General features: G+C 31.3%; 14 protein-coding genes. 8 read left to right on the top strand and 6 right to left on the bottom strand.

Features of this window, described 5'->3' with window-relative positions; genetic code table 11:
- Nucleotides 1-76 precede the first annotated feature (76 nt).
- Entirely contained in the window at nt 77-2,035 is a 1,959-nt protein-coding gene (locus CQA53_RS03535) for a hydrogenase small subunit (RefSeq protein ID WP_245945610.1), read from the bottom strand.
- A gap of 591 nt (nt 2,036-2,626) precedes the next feature.
- Between CQA53_RS03535 and CQA53_RS03540 the strand changes: the two genes are divergently transcribed.
- Nucleotides 2,627-4,234, top strand: coding sequence for an inorganic phosphate transporter (locus CQA53_RS03540; RefSeq protein WP_181882345.1), 1,608 nt, complete (start codon nt 2,627-2,629; stop codon nt 4,232-4,234).
- A 684-nt stretch (nt 4,235-4,918) separates the two neighbouring features.
- Here the strand turns inward: CQA53_RS03540 and acnB are convergent.
- The gene (gene acnB, locus CQA53_RS03545; protein ID WP_407918837.1) at nt 4,919-7,513 is read right to left on the bottom strand and encodes a bifunctional aconitate hydratase 2/2-methylisocitrate dehydratase; all 2,595 of its coding nucleotides are present in this window, start codon (nt 7,511-7,513) and stop codon (nt 4,919-4,921) included.
- Nucleotides 7,514-7,633: 120 nt separating this feature from the next.
- Here acnB and cysK point away from each other — a divergent pair, with 120 nt between their 5' ends.
- Both cysK and ribE read left to right on the top strand, forming a co-directional pair.
- A complete protein-coding gene (gene cysK, locus CQA53_RS03550; protein WP_115542649.1) occupies nt 7,634-8,551 on the top strand; it encodes a cysteine synthase A in 918 nt (305 codons plus the stop codon).
- 121 nt (nt 8,552-8,672) lie between these two features.
- Nucleotides 8,673-9,344 carry a riboflavin synthase gene (gene ribE, locus CQA53_RS03555; RefSeq protein WP_115542650.1) on the top strand — a complete coding sequence of 224 codons (672 nt, stop codon included), beginning with the start codon at nt 8,673-8,675 and terminating at the stop codon, nt 9,342-9,344.
- A 293-nt stretch (nt 9,345-9,637) separates the two neighbouring features.
- On the opposite strand, the gene ruvB is transcribed toward ribE, so the two are convergent.
- Together ruvB and CQA53_RS03565 are read right to left on the bottom strand one after the other, a co-directional pair.
- The gene (gene ruvB / locus CQA53_RS03560) at nt 9,638-10,744 is read right to left on the bottom strand and encodes a Holliday junction branch migration DNA helicase RuvB (RefSeq protein ID WP_115542651.1); all 1,107 of its coding nucleotides are present in this window, start codon (nt 10,742-10,744) and stop codon (nt 9,638-9,640) included.
- 248 nt (nt 10,745-10,992) lie between these two features.
- A complete protein-coding gene (locus CQA53_RS03565) occupies nt 10,993-12,126 on the bottom strand; it encodes an FtsW/RodA/SpoVE family cell cycle protein (RefSeq protein WP_245945612.1) in 1,134 nt (377 codons plus the stop codon).
- A 231-nt stretch (nt 12,127-12,357) separates the two neighbouring features.
- On the opposite strand from CQA53_RS03565, the gene topA reads away from it, so the two are divergent.
- From topA to CQA53_RS03590, 5 genes are all read left to right on the top strand, one after another.
- Nucleotides 12,358-14,655, top strand: a complete 2,298-nt coding sequence (gene topA / locus CQA53_RS03570; protein WP_245945613.1) for a type I DNA topoisomerase — start codon at nt 12,358-12,360, stop codon at nt 14,653-14,655.
- 403 nt (nt 14,656-15,058) lie between these two features.
- Nucleotides 15,059-15,412: an aspartate 1-decarboxylase gene (gene panD, locus CQA53_RS03575; RefSeq protein ID WP_181882347.1), complete on the top strand. Its 354-nt coding sequence runs from the start codon at nt 15,059-15,061 to the stop codon at nt 15,410-15,412.
- Nucleotides 15,405-15,707 carry a YbaB/EbfC family nucleoid-associated protein gene (locus tag CQA53_RS03580; RefSeq protein ID WP_115542653.1) on the top strand — a complete coding sequence of 101 codons (303 nt, stop codon included), beginning with the start codon at nt 15,405-15,407 and terminating at the stop codon, nt 15,705-15,707. The genes panD and CQA53_RS03580 overlap by 8 nt, the downstream gene beginning before the upstream one ends.
- Before the next feature lie 50 nt (nt 15,708-15,757).
- The gene (locus tag CQA53_RS03585; RefSeq protein WP_245945615.1) at nt 15,758-17,593 is read left to right on the top strand and encodes a DUF7488 domain-containing protein; all 1,836 of its coding nucleotides are present in this window, start codon (nt 15,758-15,760) and stop codon (nt 17,591-17,593) included.
- 44 nt (nt 17,594-17,637) lie between these two features.
- Nucleotides 17,638-18,753: a sensor histidine kinase gene (locus CQA53_RS03590; protein WP_115542654.1), complete on the top strand. Its 1,116-nt coding sequence runs from the start codon at nt 17,638-17,640 to the stop codon at nt 18,751-18,753.
- A gap of 68 nt (nt 18,754-18,821) precedes the next feature.
- On the opposite strand, the gene CQA53_RS03595 is transcribed toward CQA53_RS03590, so the two are convergent.
- Nucleotides 18,822-19,517 carry an OmpA family protein gene (locus tag CQA53_RS03595; RefSeq protein ID WP_115542655.1) on the bottom strand — a complete coding sequence of 232 codons (696 nt, stop codon included), beginning with the start codon at nt 19,515-19,517 and terminating at the stop codon, nt 18,822-18,824.
- Nucleotides 19,518-19,692: 175 nt separating this feature from the next.
- On the bottom strand, nt 19,693-23,055 hold the full coding sequence (locus CQA53_RS03600; protein ID WP_115542656.1) for a hypothetical protein: 3,363 nt from the start codon (nt 23,053-23,055) through the stop codon (nt 19,693-19,695).
- Nucleotides 23,056-23,102 lie beyond the last annotated feature (47 nt).

Genomic DNA, 23,102 nt, shown 5'->3' on the forward strand with positions numbered 1-23,102 from the left:
GTCTTTCTTAAAAAATATCACTCTTTAATATTTTACACAGATACATCATGATACTATTCCCAGTATACTTTAATGATTATAAATAAAATAGTTCTGATTGCTTTATATTGCATAATAATAATATTTGTGCGACTTCTGAATGTAAAATTTCACCTCGCAAAACAACAGGAAGAATATGAAATTTTGGAGAACTTTCTTGCATATGTAATATGTTAGAAAAAATTTGGGATTGAATATCCCCTAAAGTTTGAGATAATGTATTCATAATACCATGCAAAATACTATAACAGATTCCATATATATCCAACCCGCCAATACGATACGCCATAGCAAGTGAGAGTGCCTTATTAAAGTCAATTACAATTTTATTATTTTCTTGTTTACATTTAAAATTGAGATCACTTACAAAAGGGAACTTAAAATTTGAAGCAAAATATAAAAATTCTTGAAGTAAGCATTCATCATGAAATTGTCGCTTAGAATCTAAATTTTGATTAATATTTTTTATGCTTGCATTAATTGTATCAATAATTTTAAAGTCTAATTCTCTATCGTCTAAAATGAGATAAAACAAGCTAAAAAGATCAAGAATATTGTGCGAAATAACGCTTGTATCATTGAGTTTCATTAATGATTGAAAGCGATTTTGGAAAACTTTTTTATAATTTTGATAGAGCTTTTTACTCTGTTTATTTTTATTTTCATATCCTGCCAAGATAATTTTTGGATTAATTTCAAAACAAAAATTTGAAAGAATTGTAATTGTATCATTTTCTTGCAATAAGATGCAACTCTGATTAGGTGAAAAATCAAGTAAGAAACTTTTAGAAAATTTTTTTGATTGAGTAAAAGTGAGAAAATCAGATTCTGTATTGACTATATAAGATTTTGTAACATTATTTTGGGTACTTATAGAAGAATAATTTTGCATATTTTGAATCTTAGTTACACTGAATTGCCTCATGTTTTGCATCATTACAGGGGTATTTGGGGGAAGAAATTTTGGATTTAGTAGAAAAAAGCTTTCATTACTAAGCGGTCTTTCAATATTCCCAAAATTATCCCAAAAATTTGGCTCACTACAGCCAATACAACCATGCCCACCTTGTACTGGCCAACTTGTTTTAGCATTAAACTTGACTTTTGGACAATTATTATAAGTATATGGTCCCTTGCAACCAACCTTATAGAGACAATATCCATTTGCCATATTTGGATCATCAAAAGATTCAACAAAATCGCCTGACATAAAAAAACTTTTTCTTTCACATAAATCATGCACACTTTTATTATATGCCCATTGCGGTCGTTTGAGATTATCAAGATTTGGAGACTCTTGAAAAAGATAATAATAAACAAGTGTTGCAATAATATTTTTATCGCTTGGGGGACAGCCTGGTATATTGATAATTTCATGCTCGAAGAGTTCGCTTAGTGCGTGTCCATTTGTAGGATTTGGATACGCACTTTGGATTCCACCAAAGCTAGAGCAAGTCCCTACTGCAAAAATGGCTTCTGCATGATTGATGAGATGTGATACTTCTTCATATCCATTGCGATTACCCAAAGTGATATAATCTTGTGCAAATCCTATGGGTATACTACCTTCGACAAGGAGAACATATTTTTCATCAAGACTTTCATCAAGACTTTTTGTTGCACCATGTCCACTAGGTGTCATAAGTAAATCATGATATTGAATTTTAAAGAAATCAAAAATCAATATTTCAAAGTTCGGAGATTCTGTTCGCAACAGGCTTTCGCTACAACCAGTACACTCCTGTAAATGAAGCCATACAATCTTTAAATCCCCCATATATTCTAAAATCTTAATACAAGTATCGAGCATAGTCGCTGAAATGCCAAGCAACGAAAGATTTTGTTTTATCCATGTTCGTGAAGTCTCATTTTGCAAAGTTGCATTTTTCTTTGTAGTGGAAAGTATCTGCAGTCTCTGTTGTAGTTTTTCTTCGATGCTCATTTTGTGTTTATTGATTATTAGATTATTTGAGGTCATTTCAAGAGTTTCACGCATACTTTTCCTTGTATTACTTCAATATAGTAAAAGATACTTACCTCAAATGATTACATTCTCTATTTATCGAATCTTCAAAGATGATAAAAGATGAACTTTGATACATGAGGATTTTAAGAATATTGCAAAAAATGACTTTTATTATAATATATAATATTGCAAAATACACAAACGATATATCTAAATTATCACAACATATAATAAAAGGTAAAAGTTGCAAGATTCTAAAAAATATACCATTGAATTTTGTTGTATATTTCAGTATGAATGTCACAAAATGTTACTTTATTTCTTTTTTCCCCAAATATCCCATAGTTGCCTAATTATAGGATATTTTGTATCCTTGATATATAAAACAAAATCTTCTCGATAGTAAAAGTTTAAGAACATTAAAAAGCCCTTGTTGCAATATTTTCCTTTCTCAAAATTATGTTAATATGGCACAATGTAAAATATGCAATAAAGAATTATTTATTACTTATTAATAACATATTTATGAAAAAACTCTTAAGCAAAATGTAATATTGGGATATAATTAATGTAATGCATAGTATGCATTACATTAATTATTTGCAACACGCGGAGGAATACATGGATGATATGATTAAATATAAGAAAATTGAGAATGCCACATCGTTTGGACAAAAAGATCTTATCAAAATTGGAATTGTTCTACTCTTTTTTATCATAGCTTCAGTAATTGCTATTATTGGTGCTGGTTCTGTTAGTAGCCCTATTATTCTTATTTTTGCAACGGTTGTGGGTGGCTATATGGCACTTAATATCGGTGCAAACGATGTTGCTAATAATGTTGGACCCGCTGTTGGTTCTCATGCAATTACCCTTGTCGGTGCAATTATTATTGCTGCCATTGCAGAAGCTGCGGGTGCAATTATTGCAGGAAGTGATGTCGTCGATACGATTAAATCTGGAATCATTTCTCCTGCTAGTTTGCAAGATAGTAAAACATTTGTTTACGTCATGATTGCTGCTCTTACTTCTGGTGCAATATGGTTACATGTTGCGACAGCTTTGGGGGCACCTGTTTCTACAACACATTCTCTTGTTGGTGGTGTATTGGGTGCTGGTATCATGGCTGGAGGATTTGGTATAGCAAATTGGAATGTTATGTCTGGAATTGCATTGAGTTGGGTTATTTCACCTTGTTTGGGTGGCTTAATTGCCATGTTCTTCCTCTTTGTCATTAAACAATCCATTACTTATCAAAGTGATAAAATAAATGCAGCAAAAAAGGTAGTGCCATTGCTTATTTTTATTATGTCATGGTGTTTTAGTATTTATTTGGTGCAAAAAACAAGTTTTTCTAAGTCCATAAACTTTAATACAGCTACAGTTATTGGACTCATTACCGCAATTGCTATCTTTTTTATATCTCGCCCTTTTGTAATACGAAAAGCAGATAGTCTCTCAAATACTAAAGAAGATATTAATGAGCTTTTCACAATGCCTTTAATCTTTTCAGCAGCAATTTTAAGCTTTGCACATGGTGCAAATGATGTTGCAAATGCTATTGGTCCATTAGCTGGAATCTATGAGGCTATTTCTGAAGTTGTGCATGACGGTATTGGTGGTAAAGCAAAAGTTCCTTTGTGGATTATGCTTATTGGTGGATTAGGGATTTCTTTAGGGTTAGCCCTCTATGGACCAAGACTCATTAAGACAGTTGGAAGTGAAATTACAGAACTTGATAAAATGCGTGCATTCTGCGTAGCATTATCTGCTGCGATTACCGTCCTTATCGCTTCACAATTAGGACTTCCTGTAAGTTCTACACATATTGCAATTGGTGCAATTTTTGGTGTCGGATTTTTGCGTGAATATCTGAAAAAACGTTATTTTGATATGCAACAAGATATTATTGAAGCACATAAAGGTAAAGATGAAGAAGTAGCAAGAAGATTTTTAAATAAATTTCATCGTGCCAACATTCGTCAAAAACAAGAAATGTTACAATCTTTAAAAAATATTACATCAAAGGATAGAAAAGTAGTTGATGGTGAACTCCCCCAACTTAAGAAGAAAGAAAGAAAATCTTTAAAGAAAGCTTATAAACAAGAACTTGTGCGACGCAGTGCAATCAATAGAATTGTTGCTTCATGGCTCATTACAGTTCCTTTATCAGCAGTGTTTGGTGCAGTTACATACTATTTAATCGCAAAAATTGGTGTGCCTCTTTAAAATAAGAATATAATTTTTCGCATTTTAATCCAGCATAGTTTCAATCAATTTTGAACTATGCAACTATTTATAAACATTTAAACCATATAATCCAAAATATACTTCAATATTCTTAGAATAATATCAAAAAAATGTAAAACGAATAACATACAATAATGAAGTAAAACTAAGTATTTTCAAATAGAACAGAAAGTATTGTGTATTTAAACTTAGCCTAAACCCATATTAAAATAAAGTTAATTTGAGTATCACTTTTTATTATAAAAATTTTATTCTTTAACTGCAGTTTTCAAAAAACTCTTTCATTAATATTAGCCCATGTAAGCTTTTAAATCCCATTGTATACCTTTTTTGAATAAAATATTTATGTATAGTTTCATGCTATAATAATACAATGGCATATTTTATAAGATTGTATTTGATGAGAAATTCATGGGTCCAGGGGAATCTTATAAGATAATACTCTCAAGCATATTGCTTGATTAGACTAGGATATTTGTATGTAAATATTTTAATACTTATCCCTAAATATATTTGAAGCAATACTCTCAAAAATTAATGTAAAAGGTTCATGCAGGAAAAATATAATACATAATAACAGAAATCACACATAAATATCTATCATATCTAACCAAATACTAGGATATTACATAGTATTTAGGTTTTGATAGCTGTGTTGATACGCTATAAAGTAAAATCTTTGATTTTATCAAATTCTAAATAACGATATACCTTGTGAGTATTTGCACCTAATTTACTAGGAACAATTTGGAGATACTCTTCAAGGCTTGGTAATCTTCCAAGTTTTGCACATACAGAAGCGAGCTCTGCACTACCTAAATATACTTGTGCACCTTTACCCATACGATTATCAAAATTTCGTGTAGAGGTAGAAAACACAACTGTATTATCACGCACACGGGCTTGATTACCCATACAAAGACTACAACCAGGCACTTCTATTCTTGCCCCTGTTGCACCAAAAAGGCTAAAATATCCTTCATCATTAAGCTGCTGGGAATCCATTTTTGTTGGAGGCACAAGCCATGTACGTGTTACACTTTGTCCCTCATTTTTCATGATTTCACCAAATGCCCTAAAATGTCCTATGTTTGTCATACAACTTCCAATAAAAACCTCATCAATTTTTTTTGGTCGCTTAGAATCTTGCAATATCTCACTCAGTGTAGCAACATCATCTGGATCATTTGGACAAGCTAAAATCGGCTCTTTAATCTCGGCAAGATCAATTTCGATTATTGTCGCATATTCAGCATCTTTATCAGCTCGTAAAAGAACAGGATTTTTAATCCATTCACGCATTTTATCAGCTCTTCGTTGCAATGTCTGTGCATTTCCATAACCATCTTTAATCATTGCCTGAATCAATGCAATATTAGATTCTAAATACTCAATAATTGGTTCTTTATTAAGAGCTATTGTGCAGGCTGCAGCACTTCTTTCCGCACTCGCATCGCTTAATTCAAATGCCTGCTCAACCTTAATATCTTCCAAGCCTTCAATTTCAAGAATCTTGCCACTAAAGATGTTCTTTTTGTTCTGTTTTGGCACAGTAAGAAGACCTTTTTTAATAGCATAATATGGAATCGCATTTACCAAATCTCGTAAAGTAATACCCGGATTCATTTTTCCCTTAAATCGGACAAGCACAGATTCTGGCATATCAAGTAGCATATTCCCCGTAACCGCAGCAAATGCAACCTGCCCACTCCCCGCTGGAAAACTAATCCCAATTGGAAATCTTGTATGTGAATCACCACCTGTGCCAACAGTATCTGGCAAACAAAATCTATTCAACCACGAATGAATGACGCCATCTCTTGGTCGAAGTGCAACACCACCACGATTTGTCATAAACTCTGGCAAAGTGGCTTGCAAACTCACATCTGCTGGTTTTGGATATGCCGCCGTATGACAAAAACTCTGCATAACAAAATCAGCACTATAACTAAGACTTGCCAATTCTTTCACCTCATCTCTAGTCATTGCACCCGTAGTATCTTGCGATCCAACTGTTGTAGCTTTTGGTTCACAATATTCACCGGCTCTCACACCGTCTTTACCACATGCTATCCCAACCATTTTTTGTGCAAGAGTATAGCCTTTGTTGGAAGAAACTGGCTGCTTTGGTTTTACAAAAATATCAGATTCTGAGAGTCCTAAAAACTTACGTGCTTTATTTGTTAAACCGCGTCCAATAATTAATGGAATCCTTCCACCTGCACGTATTTCATCAAAAATTGTAGCAGGAGCAAGAGTAAATTTACTTACCACTTCATTGTTTTTAATTATTTCACCATCATAAGGTTTAAGTGTAATAATATCACCTTCCTTAAGATTTGTAACATCTGCAACAATTGGTAAACAACCGCTATCTTCACAAGTTGCAAAGAAAATTGGAGCAATAGTGCCACCAATAACAAAACCACCACTTTTTTTGTTTGGAATATATGGAATCTCATTGCCAAAATGCCATACAATTGAATTGCAAGCGGACTTTCTACTGCTTCCTGTCCCTACCACATCACCCACATATACAACCTGTGCATCGTTTTTAACAGCAATTTTCTTTATATTTTCTATACGAGATTCATAATTTTCTATACGATTTTTTAACATAGCTTTAGCATGCAAAGGAATATCACTGCGAGTAAAAGCATCTCCTGCGGGACTTAAATCATCAGTATTTGTCTCACCATCGATTTTTAATACAGCAAGCTTTATCTCCTTTGGAATCTCTGGTTTTTGTAAAAACCATTCGGCATTTGCCCAAGATTCTATAATCTCTTTTGCAAAAGCTTGTGTTGTAGAATTGCTAGAATCTTTACTTAAATCTACTATTTTCTCAAATGTATCATAAATTAATAAGGTATGCTTGAGAGCATTCATAGCAACTTTCGCCACTTCCTGATTATTGCTTTTTAATGCCTCCAATAAATATGGAACATTATAGCCACCTAGCATTGTCCCAAGAATTTGGACTGCCTCTACCTGTCCAATAACATCACATTGTAAAGCATTAGAAGCAATTTTACCCAGAAAATCTGCTTTAATTTTCGCAGAATCATCAACACCAGGATTTACACGGTTTATCAATAGATCCTTACAAAATGTTTTATCTTTGTCATTTCCATTTAATAAAATCTCTACTACACTCTGAACTTGAGTTACATTCAAAGCTAGAGGAGGTATAACTTGAGATTTTCTCTCATTAGCTAAATTATTATAATCTGCTACAAAATCTTGTATATTCATCATTAATCTCCCTTAAAAGTCTGAACATCTAAAAATTTACTTTTAGTTGTTATAATAGCAATTCTAGCTGAAACTCATAAATAAGAGTTCGCTGGAATATCTACATTATACGGAGATTTTAAGATGATAGCACAAAATGTAACAGAATTGATTGGTAAAACGCCAATTATTAAACTAAATAAGCTTTCTCAAAAGTTTGGAGCAAATATATTCGGCAAATGTGAGTTTATGAATCCTAACAGTTCAGTGAAAGACAGAATTGCAATGGCAATGATTAGAGAAGGTGAAAAACAAGGGAAAATTACACCCACTACATTAATTATAGAAGCGACTAGTGGGAATACAGGGGTTGGCTTAGCTGGTGTTTGTGCTTCTTTGGGATATAAACTTGTCATTGTGATGCCTAGCTCAATGAGTATTGAAAGACGCAAGGTTATGGCTGCTTTAGGGGCTAAAATAGAACTTACACCTCCGGAAAAAGGCATGAAAGGTGCTTTAGACAGGGCACAAGAAATCAATACTGCGAATAAAGATTCTATCATTTTAAAGCAATTTGAAAATGAAGCAAATGTAAGAATACACCAAGAGACTACGGCAAAAGAAATATTAGAATCTTTTGGCAAAGAAAAAATTGATATATTTGTCGCAGGGGTTGGAACTGGTGGTAGTATCACTGGAATCGGGAGTGTCTTAAAAAAACATAATCCAAATATTCGTATTGTCGCGGTAGAACCTGCGAGTTCCGCTTGTTTGAGTGGTGAACAGGCATCTCCCCATAAGATTCAAGGTATTGGTGCTGGTTTTGTTCCCGCAATTTTAGATACAAAGATTTATAATGATATTATTAGGGTTGAAAATGAAGATGCATTCGCAATGGCTCGAACTATTGCCTCAAAAGAAGGTATCTTAGTTGGCATTTCAAGTGGAGCAAATGTTCATGCAGCAAAAGTTTTAGCAAAAAAAAATTCGAACAAAAATATTTTGACTATGCTTAATGACACAGGTGAAAGATATTTATCAACTGAGTTATTTGAAGGGTAATAAGAAATTTTGTGGTATATAATCTTAAACAAACTCAACGATAATTTCTTTGTAGATGTATATTTTATAAATTAAGTATCATTTTAAATGAAAGTAAGAATACAAAAAAAGGATTATTCTTATGTTTAGTGGATTAGTTAGAGAATTTGCACATGTCCGATTTTATCATAATCAAATTCTATGTTTAGAATCTGCACTTAATCCAAATATTGGTGATAGTATTGCTATAAATGGTGTATGTTTAACCGCCATTGAAAGTAAAAAAGATTTTTTTTGTGTGGAATTAAGCAATAATACAGCACAAACTATTGCTATTGAAAATCTTACTCATCTTGTGCATATCGAACCCGCCCTAAAACTGCAAGATGGACTACATGGACACATTGTGCAAGGACACATTGATTCGCTAGGAATAATCCAGGAAATCCAACAAAAAAAGAATCAACATATTTTTCAGATTCAAACAAATGAACGGACACTCCGCCTTATGATTGAAAAAGGAAGTGTTTGTATTGATGGTATTAGCCTCACAATTAATCGTGTTGAAAAAAAGTATTTTGAACTTATTGTAATACCGCATACGATGAATAGCACTCTTTTTAGCACATATAAAACTGGTAGAAGAGTAAATATTGAAACTGATGTAATCGTGCGAAGTATAGAATCCATTCTATATAAGTACATGCAAACACATTCCACATATCCCCATAATGATTTTCAACTTCATAGGCAAATAGATAATGATAAAATGATGCAAGAAGTTTATGATTCTATCACGCTTGGTTATTCATAAATCTTGTAAGATCTAATCATATTTACACAAACAATATTTCAATACAAAATACTCTATTTCAAACTCTTTTAACTCATGTGAGCTTTCAAATCCTATTGTATTCCTTTTTTGAATAAAATATTTATGTATAGTTTCATACTATAATAATACAATAGCATATTTTATAAGATTGTATTTGGTAAGAAATAAAGGATTTTAGGGGTTGGAGTGTGAATTTACAATATATAAGAATATAAAATATTAATAATTTTAAACTATCGAGTTCAGAAATATTAAGCTTTCTAATTTCTAAACTACTCGAATAATAAACTATTACTCTGAGGATAAAAACTTGTGGCTTTATAAGTTGCAACTCTTCCTCTTGCAGTACGTTCTATATAACCATTCGCTAGGAGATATGGCTCAATTACATCTTCTATTGTTCCCTCATCTTCGCTCATTGCTGCCGCAAGTGTATTTAATCCTATTGGTTTTCCATTAGATTGAGCAAGAATCTTAAGATAACGCAAGTCCATTTCGTCAAATCCCAATTCATTCACACCCAATTCATTAAGTGCATATTTTGAGATTTCTTCATTGATAATATCCATATCTTGCACCTGTGCAAAATCTCTTACTCTACGCAATAATCGTAATGCTATACGAGGAGTACCACGCGAACGACGAGCTATTTCTATGGCACTTCCTGTCGTTATTTTATGTTTGAGTTTATGGCTGGCTTTTTCAACAATAAGTGCAAGTTCAGATTCTGAATAGAACTCAAGTTTTGCACTAATACCAAATCTATCTCTAAGAGGATTTGAAAGCATACCTGCTCTTGTTGTTGCACCAATAAGCGTAAATGGAGCAAGATCTATTTTTACTGTCTGTGCTGCTGCACCCTGCCCGATGATAATATCAAGTCTAAAATCTTCCATCGCAGGATAGAGAATCTCCTCAATGGCAGGACTAAGGCGATGTATTTCGTCAATAAAAAGAATATCGCCACGATTCAAATTTGTCATAATCGCAGCCAAATCCCCTGTTTTTTCAATCATGGGTGCAGCACTTACCTTAATATTAGTCTGCATTTCATGTGCTATAATATGACTAAGCGTCGTTTTCCCAAGTCCTGGAGGACCAAAAAATAAAATATGATCAAGGCATTCATTACGTTTTTTACTTGCCTCAATAAATATTTGCAAATTCTTTTTTATTTTATCTTGTCCAATATAATTCTCCCATGATATTGGTCTTAAACTATTTTCATTAGTATCCTCAATAAATTTTTTTTCTTGAGCAACAATACGATTTGTTTCACTTAAGTAAGAATCTGTTTTTATTTCATGCAAATTAGCATTGCTAAAAGAATCGTTATTTTGTTGGTATTGAGAATTATTCAAAATAGAAATTTTTTCCATGAAAAACCTTCATTGAGTTTTTATAACATTAATATATGAATTTTTATGAGCAAAAGTAGTAAAATTTTACAAAAATGTTGCAAATATTCCTAAATAAAACAACAATATTGATTTTATTTTTATACTTAAAATAATGTATTGAGTTATTAAATATGCTGTTCATTGTATAACAAACATCAAATCAATATTTATTACTGTTACACCTATTTCCACAAAATGACTAAAATCTTTAATATTGACTTTTAGTTCTATTTAAACTTTGGCAAATGTTTTAACTTACTAAAAGGTGTTGTGCCTTCTGTAAAATTTGTAAAACTAAAACGAAAAGTTGTTGCATTCTCAAACATTGCAATAAGAACAACAAAAGTAATAAAGCTACTCCCACCATAACTAAATAGTGGAAGAGGAATCCCAACCACAGGAGCTAACTCTATTGTCATCGCTATATTAACACTCATATAAACAAAAAATAACATTGCCAAACAACTTGCAATAACTTTTAAAAAATAATCTTGAGAATCTAAAAAACAAAATGAAAGTAAATGCAAAACAATAAACATATATAAAATAATTAGACAACATGCTCCAATAAAACCGAATCGCTCAACAAAATGTGCAAAAATAAAATCACTTGTTGCAACAGGAAGAAATTTTAGATTTGCTTGAGTTGCTTCTTCATGAGATTTTCCAGTTAATCCACCGCTCCCAACAGCAATAAGACTCTGTTGCACTTGTGTGCTTGTATCTCCAGTTACAAGTTTCATTATTCTATCCACTTGATATGGTTTTAAAACAAACTTAAAAGCAATAGGCGAAAAAAGTAATCCTAACACAATACATGTGATCCAAATTTTTTTATGAACACCAACAATAAATAAAACACCATAACCCATAGCAAGAACAATAGTTGCACTCCCCAAATCAGGTTCAATCAAAATCAGTATAAAAGGCAAAAGAATAAAAAAACTAATTTTTAAAAATTCAAACCATCCATACCCTTCACGAGGTGGTGGGTTTTGTGTAATATAATGAGCAAGAAATAAAACTACTGCAATTTTAGCAGGTTCGCTTGGTTGCAACGAAAATCCTCCAATATTAATCCATCGTTGTGCTCCAAGCTTTGTTGTACCAATAAACTCAACAGCTAAAAGCAATAAAATACATGCAACATAAAATACAACAATACTTTTATAGAGATAACGAAATGGAATAAAGAAAACAAACAAAAAAATAAAAACACCCAAAAAAACATAACTTAATTGTCGCATAAGAAGTGTTTGTGAAGTTTCGCTAAGTAAATAAGAACTCATGAAAATAATAGGCATAATGAGCATAATGAGAATATAATCAAAATGCGTTGTAATGCGTGAATTGAACAACAAAATTATCCCTTTATTACAAATATTTAGCTAGTATTATATAAAAAAATATTGAAATTTTTTATTCTCTAAAGTAAAATATGCTAGAATTTTGGCAAATTTTACTTTATATAAATATGATTTAGATTATAAATTCTTAATAATATTTTACCATATCACTCAAATAAGATTTTATAATTGTAGTTTTATTTAGTAGAGATATTTTTAAGTCATCTAATTTCTAGGGAGAGTAATATGGCTACCACAAAAACGACAAAACGAACAACTTCTGGATCAAAAAAAACAAGTGGTATTAAGAATCTTATTATTGTAGAATCACCTGCCAAAGCACGCACAATTAAAAATTTTTTAGGGAAAGATTATGAGGTTATTGCTTCAAAAGGACATATTAGAGACTTGCCACAACATAGATTTGGAATCACAATTAAAGATGGGCATTTTACCCCGACTTATGATATTTCAAAAGATCATGAACCTTTAGTAAAACAAATTGCAGGATTACACAAACAAGCACAAACAACTTATATCGCAACCGATGAAGATAGAGAGGGTGAAGCTATTGGTTATCATATTGTGCAAGCTTTAAAAGGCAATATTGAAGATTTCCCTCGTATCGCCTTTCATGAAATTACAAAAACAGCCATTATACATTCTTTAGAGAATCCTCGTAAAATTGATATGGATAAAGTAAATGCACAACAAGCAAGAAGATTACTTGATCGCATTGTTGGCTTTAAGTTAAGTGGTTTATTATCACAAAAAATCAGTCGTGGCTTAAGTGCAGGAAGAGTGCAATCAAGTGCATTAAAAATACTTGTTGATCGAGAAAGGGAAATTCGTGCATTTAAACCTCAAAAATATTTTATGATTGAAGCATATCAGAATCTGCAATCACATATGTTGAAACAAGATCAAAACAAAACAAATGAAGATTCCATAAAGGAAAATCAACTATTGTTTGAATTGGTGCGTTTAGCAGATAGAAAGATTGAAAGATTGAGTTTACAAGATGAGGAAGAAGCAAATAAGATTCTAAAAACTTTGCAAAAAGATACTTATAAAGTCCATAGTGTCATTACAAAAGAACGGGCAACAAAATCACCGCCTCCATTTATGACTTCTACACTGCAACAAACAAGCTCTAACCTTTTAGGATTTTCCCCCACTCGCACAATGAGTATCGCACAAAAACTGTATGAGGGAGTCAAAACAAATCAAGGATTAGTAGGGGTAATTACATATATGAGGACAGATAGTCTCAATATTGCAAAAGAAGCCTTGCAAAGTGCAAAAAATTTTATACAAGAGAATCTAGGAAATGAATATCTCCCAAATAAGCCAAAAATTTATGTTGCACAGCAAAAAGGTGCACAAGAAGCACATGAAGCAATTCGTCCAACAAACTTAGATTTCACACCACAGATTGCTAAAAGTTACCTCAATGATGATGAGCTTAAACTTTATACACTGATCTTTAATCGTTTTATTGCTTCACAAATGAAAGATGCGATATTTGAGGGAGTAAACGTAAGCATTCTTGGAAAAGATTCCTTAAGTGAATTTAAAATTACAGGAAGAAGATTAATTTTTGATGGATTTTATAGAATCTTAGGTAATGCAGATAAAGATAAACTATTGCCTAATTTTACAATAAATACAGAAGTGAAATTTGATACAATCAAAATAAATAAAAAGACAACTGAAGCACCCCCGCATTATTCTGAAGCAGGGCTAATTAAAACACTTGAAGGATTAGGTATTGGTCGCCCAAGCACTTATGCACCTACAATTCGCTTATTAATTGATAGGAATTATGTAGCTAATGAAAAAAAACAATTAGTTGTCCAGGACATAGCTTTTAATGTAATTGATATGCTTGAAAAAAATTTTGAAGAGATTGTTGATAGCGGTTTTAGTGCTTCTCTTGAAACAAAACTTGATGATATAGCTGGCAATAAACTTGAGTGGGAAAAGGTTTTATGGGATTTTTACGAACCTTTTATCGAAAAAATTATGCTTGGTAAGGCACAAATACAATCTCAAAAAGTCTTAAAACCAACAGGTGAAATGTGTCCAGAATGTGGCAATGAGCTTGTAATTCGTAATGGTCGTTATGGTGAATTTGTCGCATGTTCTAACTATCCTGCATGTAAATATATAAAAAAAGAACAACAAGAAATTCAAATAAGTGGGGAAATATGTGAAAAATGTGGAAGTCCAATGCAAATTAAAATGAGTAAAAGAGGAAAATTCCTCGCATGTAGTGCATATCCCAAATGCAAAAATGCAAAACCTCTTGAGAAACCACAAACACTCGATATTCCATGTCCAAAATGTGGTGCAGATATTGTCATGCGTAAATCAAAGAGGGGGATTTTTTATGGGTGTTCAAATTACCCTCAATGCAAACTCATTCTAAATTCTGAACCAACTAATGAAAAATGCGAAAAATGTGGAGGTATGTTATGCAAACATAAAACAAAAGAAAATGCAAAAGTATGTGTTGAATGTAAAAATATGACAACTTCATGATAAAATGTGCTACAATAGCAAGGTTATTTATAATAAATTGATACTTGAGAGTATTTAGAGTATACAGTTATGAGTTACAGTGCATCCAATAATTTAGCTTTACTACACTTCAATATTAATTATCTTTGATTATTAAGGATATTAAGAGATGTCAAAACAAATAGTGAATAGAACAATGAAAAAGAATATAAATATGCAAGATTCTACATCAAAAAATTTTAATAAAACGAATTTTCAAAAAAAGACTTCAGAGAGAGAAAATAATAAAAATTTTATTACCTCCAATCATATTGTTTCTATGAATTCCTCAACTGTTGATAGTAATAAAACAAATGAGCAGAAAATAGAAAAAAAATCAAAAAAGAAAATCAAAGAAAAAACAGCACAAAAGTGTCGTGTTGAAATGCTTTATGCGAAAATTCATCGTGCCGTGGTGACAGATGCTAATCTAAATTATGTTGGCTCAATTAGTCTAGATTCTAAACTTATGGAACAATCTGGTATCTTAGAGGGAATGCGAGTTGACATTTTAAATATTAATAATGGGGAGCGATTTAATACTTATGCAATTACAGCAAAGAGTGGGAGCGGTATCGTATGTTTAAATGGAGCTGCTGCAAGAAAGGTGCAAAAGGGAGATATTATAATAATAATCGCTTATGCAAATATGAAGCTCAAACATGCAAAAGTTTTTAAACCAAAAATTGTTTTTGTAGATTCCAAGAATCGTATTAAAAAAGGAGATATTCATGTTTGATCCAAAAGATTTACAGAATATACTTGGTAGTGTCCAAGATCAAATTAAAGAACTAGATGAAAAAGCAAAGCAAAAAGTTATTAGTTCTAAAAGTGGGGGAGGCTTGATTGATGTGCGTTTTAATGGCATTGGCGAACTTATTGATATTAATATTGATGATGAGCTTTTGCAAGATAAACAAGCATTGCAAATTTTGCTAATTAGTGCAATCAACGAGGGATATAAACAAATTGAAGAAACAAAAAAAGATGATTTATTGGAGCAGATGAAGAGTCTTAATCCCTTTAAATTTTAGTCCATATTATTATTTATAGAAAGTGAGAAAATATGTTTAGAGAAAATATAATGCAAAAAGTGCGATATTATACTCGATATTTATATGATGAAAAAATAGGTTTCAACTCTTTATTGAAACCTTGTAAGCTTAAGATATTATGGCAAAAAAAAGATTGTAAAAAAAATATAGAACCTGAAATACTAATGTCAGATTCTTTAGATTGCAAAAATCCAATACAAACATATTCAAATATATTCATAGTTTTAGGCTTCTTTATAGCTACAAAAATTAAAAATTATCTTTATTGCTCTATCCTTTTTGTTGGTTTTTTATCAATAATAATGGGAAATGTTACACACGCAAATGAATTAGAAAATGAATTCAATAATCTAAACGCAAAAAAGATACCCTCTCAAATCAAAGAACCAGAAGAGAATATTATCAACTCAAAAGAAGTGCAAGTGCGCGAAAAAGATGGTATCTTGCAAAGCAGTGAACAAGAAGTCATAGATCTTTTTGGCACTGATAATATCAATGAGAAAATTGATTATAGCCATTGTGCCTCATACTATAAACAAGCAAGTGTGAATCTAGGGAATAACCTTTATGCTATTAAGCTTAAAAATGGTGCAATTATTGGATATAATCCCATTCGTCCAAAAGTCAAAAATCTTGTTAAATACGATCCATTTACTGGACTTTTTCTTATTAGTGGAAATGTAAGTTCTAAATATTCTTATGAGATGTCAGATATTGATGAATATGCTTTAAGTAAAGAACTTGCAAGCACAGGCATAAAAGGTGCTGTTGCTGGGAGATTTCAGACACATCAGCAAAGTTTTTTACAATATGCAGAATTTTCAGCACCGACACAAAAAAATGGGGTTATTAGCAATATTTGCTATAAAATTTATGGTTTAGGTGTTGGGGGACATGGTTTCATTGAAAAAAAATATATTGATAGGTTTTTAACTCAAGAAAAACCATATTATGGTGATATTGGAGTAAGATTTCAAATCTTAGATGAAGAAAGTGCAACTTTTGGTGTGCAGTTCGCTGACCCATTTTTTCCCAACAATCCCTTTAAAAGAGGAGATGTGCTTATTTCTATTAATGATATTGCCCCAAAAAATTGGGGGGATTTGGAATGGATTATCGCGAATTTAGAACTTAATAGCATAACAAATATTAAGATTCGACGCGGAGAAGATATTAAAAATCTACATGTAAAAGTTGGAAGAAGATATGGGGGTATGTTGCTCACAGATAGCTTTTTAGAACGTTTTAATATTGGAATTTCTAATGATTTTATTGTAGAACGTGTTCCAAGTCAAGGTGCATTTTCTAAACTTAAAAAAGGTGATAGAATCTTATATATTAATAATGTTGATATGAGACAATTTAAACCAAGCAATATGCTTGAAAAAAATATGCTTTTTCGAGAACTTTTTACAAGAATTCAAGGCAATCAGGTGGATTTCTTAGAACAAAAGAGGGCTGAACAAAAAATCAAAAATACAAAACCATCACCAAAAGATATTCTTGAGCAATTCCAGAGCAAAGATTCAACACAAGATCGTAAAAATAGTTTTTATCGCAAGATGTCTGAAAATATGGATGAATTTATTAATGGAGAAATGAGTACACGTGGAAAGATTCCTACTCTTCAAGATAATTCTAAAACAAATGATTTACATGCATTTAGCGGTGATGGTATCTTGCGTGATTCTGGCACACAAAGCATGAGAACAATTTATGATATGTATGATGCTGACACTAGCATCAAATCCAAAAAACCAAAAAGAGAATATATTAAAGAATATGAAGAACTTGTTGAATATGGTGGCACAATGAACTTTCTTATTGATAGGCAAGGATTCCAATTTAGAATACCTCTTGAGTAATGATAGTTGAATATGTATTACTAAAAAGAGGGAGTAAATAATATATGAAAAAGATTCGCAAGAAAGCTAAAGAAATCAAGAAACAGCAAAACTACCAAGAGCAAAAGCTCACAAAAAACGCTATTTTGCTTGAAGATTACAATCCACAAAATTTGCAGAACACTTTTGAATTAGGAGATACACAATCTCTTTTGAATCTCCTGCATGAATTAATTTTACAAAGCTATAAAATTGAAAAAGAGTTTAAAGACTTCAAAGTTCTTATAGAGTCTGTATTAGAAATGATTCCTCAAGCCGTCATTGTTTTTAATGATAACGGTAGTTTATTTTACCAGAATAAAAAAGCCAGTAGTTTGCATGGCATATCTAATGTCGATTTAACTTCACTCTCTGAACTAGAAGTCAAAATTGATAATAATATTTACCTAATACAGAGTTCTAAGGTTTCTCATAAACAGATTATTACCGCAACAAATATTACTGAACAAAAGCGTCAAGAAAGATTAGCAAATATGGGACAAGTAAGTGCACATTTAGCTCACGAAATACGCAATCCTATTGGTTCTCTCTCCCTGCTTGCAGGTGTTTTAAGTAAAAGAGTAGATGAGAAAAGCATGGAAATTGTTGATGAAATGAAAAAATCGATTTGGCGTGTTGAACGAATTATTAAAAGCACTCTATTATTTTCAAAAGGTGTGCAGGCAAACAAGCAATCTCATAGCATTGAAGAATGCAAACAGAGTCTTGAACAAGTAATTAATGAATATGGTTACACAAAAGAAATTATTTTTACATTTGATTTACAATATAAAACAAATTTACATGTTGATTTTTCCCTCTATGAAATTGCTTTGCATAATATACTTTGTAACGCAATAGATGCGATTGAAGAGGGGGAATGCGAGGTTGGCAACATTAAAATTTGCTTTTTTAACGAGAATAACTCTATTATCTGCAGAATTTATGACAATGGAAAAGATATTGAGGATATTCATTCTCTCTTTGAAGCATTTAAAACCACAAAACTCAAGGGGCATGGTTTAGGACTTGCTTTAAGTCAGCAAATCGCACATGCACATGGTGGAGAATTAAGTGCGAATAATACTGATGGGAAATTTTTTGAAATACGCATTCCAATACAAAGTGATACTATAAAATAAAAATTGAAAATAACAACTTTATCAAAAACTTTTTATCTACCCTACCCTTTGATTTTTCATACATTACTTCATTTTTTATTACTTGCTGCTTCAAGAATTTTCTGAATCTGTTCATTTGCTTTAAAGCTTGCTTGAAATTCAACACGACGAGAAAGCTCATCGGTCGCTAAAGGTTTTGCAAAACTCACTCCATTCGCCCTCAAAAGTGTTATGAGCCATTCTTGTTTATCAGCGATACTCGGTAACGAAAAACAATATTTTAACACCTGAAACGCCCTCTCTTGGCTTAATTCTGCATTCCCTAAATAACGTCTCTCCAATGATTGTGCACCTTCCCAATCTTGAGATGTATGCCCTTCAATGCGTATATCTTCAATAAAATCACGATATTTTTCACTGTAGAGAATCTTAATATAGCGTGGAAAAAAATCATTTAAAATGTGTTGGAATCTCTCTTTTACTCTCTTTTGTCCAACATCAAACAAAATATCTTGTTTTTGGAATCTAATAGTTGTATCTTCATCAATAAATGCATTCCATTTCATTAAATCTTTGCCAAATTCTTTCATTAAATCTTTGTAAAGTTCTTGCTGGAGATTAGAATAGTTTTTAGCTAAATCACGCATTTTATCATTTTGTTGCTCAAGTTGTTTTTTATCATTTTCTATTGTAACCATAAATGCTATCGCAATCATCATAAAAATCATCATGATTCCAGACATCATATCTGATATTGTAATCCAATGACTTGATTTTTCTTCCATAATTTCTCCTCGATTGCAACTTATTAAAAGCAAAATATTCTCATATGGCTGATAACACATTATGATCAAAAATAGCTAAACTTGTTTATAATTATGCTATTTTCTGTATAATTTAGAATTAATAATATTTTGTAATCTCTCTATACATTCTTTATTTATATTATTTTAAGATATGTCATGCCCCCATAAGTTCCCTCACTCGTTTCAAAAACCACTCATAATTATTTGCAAAGCTTTGTGTCATTTTTTCCATTTTAGTATCAAGATTCTCGAGATTTGCTCCTAAGCTATTATGTAATTTCGCACTTTCAGCAACAAGCATTTCTGTATTTGTTTTAAAATGTTGCACAACAACATTAAATGCTTGTTCCTGTGTATTAAAGAGTTTATTACTAGAATCTGTGAGCACATGAACATTTTCTTTTATTGAAAGAATGGCTTTATTAATTTCTTGGGCAGCAATATTCTGATTTTTTATATTTGCCTGCATACTTGCTTGCATAAGCTTAACATACTGCACACAAAGATTTTTAAAATTATTATTTAATGCTTCAAAATTCCCCTTAGAATTTTTTTCAAAATTTATAAGAATAGAATCAAAATGAATAATTTTTTGTTCCATATTACCCAATAAATCAGTATTTTTTTGAAGAACTTGACCAAAATTTATATTGAGATTATTATAAAAATCTGCAAAAGTTGTTTCCAAATGGTTATAGAATCTTTGGCTAAATTCCTGTGTATTTTTTAGAAGATTTTGATTAGTTGCTTGATTATTTTCCTGTAATACTTGTAAATCTTTCGTTATATTGGCACAATTTACATTAATTTGACTACTTGCATTGCTAAAGTGTTGCACAAATGATTCAAGATTTACATTCATATCTTGATAAAACTCTTTACTTTTTGCTTGTATGTCCTCCATAATTGTAGTATTTAGTGCGAGACTCTGTTGCAAATTTTGATGATAATTTTTCTGATTATCTTCATGAACTCTTGTAAGCGCTTGAATGAGTGCATGAAGATTATTTCTTGCCTCATCTCCCACAAGTGTTAAAGTCTTTGAAAGAGAAAGGGAATTTTGTTGCAATTTCTCTAAGGTAGAATCTGCATTATTCGCAAGTTTTTCATGCGTTATGTGTAAAAACTCATCAAATTTTTTATGTGTTTGCAAAAGATTATTAGAAATATTCATTGCTTGCGAATCAAGACTTTTTACCATTAGGTTATTTTCTTTTTCAAGCATATCAGAAAAATTAATATAATTGTGTTCAAGCATTTTATTAAATTTACTTAACATTTGTTGAAGATTTGTATCAAGACAGGTGGTTTGTGTCTGCAAAAATTCGTGAAGTGCATTACCTTTTGCTACCAAATCTTTTCCAAGCTGTTCTGTTTGTGTGCTAAAAATATCTTTGAGATTTGCATTTTGTGTTTCAAGATTCTGCGTAAGATTCTGTGTTTGTGTGCTGAGAAACTCTCCTAGCTCTTGAGTATGTCTATCAAATGTAGAATTCATTTTCTTATATTGTCCCTTCAAGAGTTCATTGAAATCATCAGAAGTTTGTATAAAATATTGACTTGAAGTTTTCATAACTTCATTTACAGAATCTGTCATCTTATTATGTTGTGTTTGTAGTTTTTCCTCTAATAAACCAAAGGTCTCATTAGTATTTTTATGTAAGATTTCTACTTGCTCTAATAGATTAGCATTAAGTGTTTGGATATTTGATTCTAATTGTTCTTTATAACTTGATTGTAAGGTATGAAGGTTCTGAATTGTTTCTTGCATAGTCTGCTTATTCGTAGTTTCAATTTTTTCAAGGGCTACTTTATGGAGATTTTCAAGCATTGTAATATTTTCATTAATGTAAGATTTATTTGCTTCAATAAATCGCTGTGTGTTATCATGAATGCTTTTTTGAGTATTTTGTGAAGACTCCAATATTTTTTCTTGCAAAGCAATATAATTTTCAAGCACTTTATCTTGGAAACTCTGATATAAATCATTCATATTCTCTAGGATTGTCGTATGTGTAATTTGCAAAGAATCTTGCAACCTTTTATCTCGTTCCTCAAATGTATTTTGGATACTATTAAGAGAATCTTTTGTAAAATCTTGCAACGCATTTGCATGTTCTTTGAGTGTTCCTCGTAAAACATCTGTTGTTGTAGAAATATTGCGATTTAAAATATTAAATTTATCATCATAAAGATTACACATAGATTCATGCATATTGTGTGCATATTCAAGACTTTTATTACTACTTTCTCCTAGCTTTTCTAAAATAGTATCAGCATTTGTTTTAAAGGACTCATTGAGTAAAAGAAGTGCATTTGATTTCTCTTTTAAATCATTATTAATAGTATGGGCAAGATCATTTGAGGTTTGACTAGCATGTTTAAAAGATTTTAGAACTTCAGTATTTGCTTCAACTAGAGTGCTTTTAAACTCTTTATGAGAATCTTGCATAAAACTTAAAGCTTCAGCATGTTGAGTTTTCAATACATAAGCAACATGATTTAACTGCTCCATATTCTGATTGAAAAATGTTAAAAATTTTTCCTTATGATGTTCAAAATATTCCTCAAGATTATTTTTTGATTCTTGAATAGAGAGAATAAAATCTTTTGAAGTTTGTAGTGCCTCAATGCTAGAATCTTTGAGCATACTAATAGTTTTTAATTTCTCCTCAAAACTTGCCTCAAGATTCCCAAGTGCATGTAATGCTTGAATGAGTCTTTCCTGGATGGTATGATTTAACTCATGATAATGCTGAATCTCTTCTAAACTTATCTTATTTGCCAAGATAGCTTGTGTGGCTTCATTCATACACTCTTGTGCGTGGTGGAGGCTTTTTTGCATTTCTCGTAAAGAATGTGTATGGGATTCTATCTGTTCCTTATAGTTGTCTTGCCATGTCAGCATATTTTTTGTTGCTTCATTAAGTTGTTTAAAATTTTCTCCAAATTGCTCTTTTAGATTTGTATTAAAGTCACTAATAACAATTTCTAATGCTTTAATTAATTCTTTACTTGCTCCACTTGCAAGTGTTTCTAATGCTTTATGTAGGGAATTATCAATGTCTTTTAACATTCCCTTTAAATCAGTTTCAAAATTACTTTTCCTTGAAATTTCACTTAGAATATCTCTCATGATATTTGTAAGACTTGATATTTCACGCAAATGAAGTAATTCATCAAACTTATATGCCTGGGTAGCAATAAACTTTAATTCGCTTTCTTCTGCTATTTTTCCTTTTCCTTTTTGGTAAATACTAATAGCAATAGCCAAACCCATGCCAACAATAGAGGTATAAAATGCAGTTTTTAATCCATCTAAAAGTGTAGGCACAGATTCTAAAAGATTATGTGTATCAAACCCCAATAGTCCAATAAAAATTCCAACAAAAGTTCCAAGAATACCGATACTCATTATGAGGGACTTAAAATCTTTATGTTCTTTACCATTAAAACTTTTCATATCCCATACTGCTAATGCTAACATGATTATGGTAAAAACTATATTGACGATCATTATAACCTCTCTAATTATTTCGAAATAAATATTCTTTTATTTTTGAA

The sequence above is a fragment of the Helicobacter didelphidarum genome (assembly GCF_003364195.1).
In the GTDB taxonomy this organism is placed as follows: domain Bacteria; phylum Campylobacterota; class Campylobacteria; order Campylobacterales; family Helicobacteraceae; genus Helicobacter_A; species Helicobacter_A didelphidarum.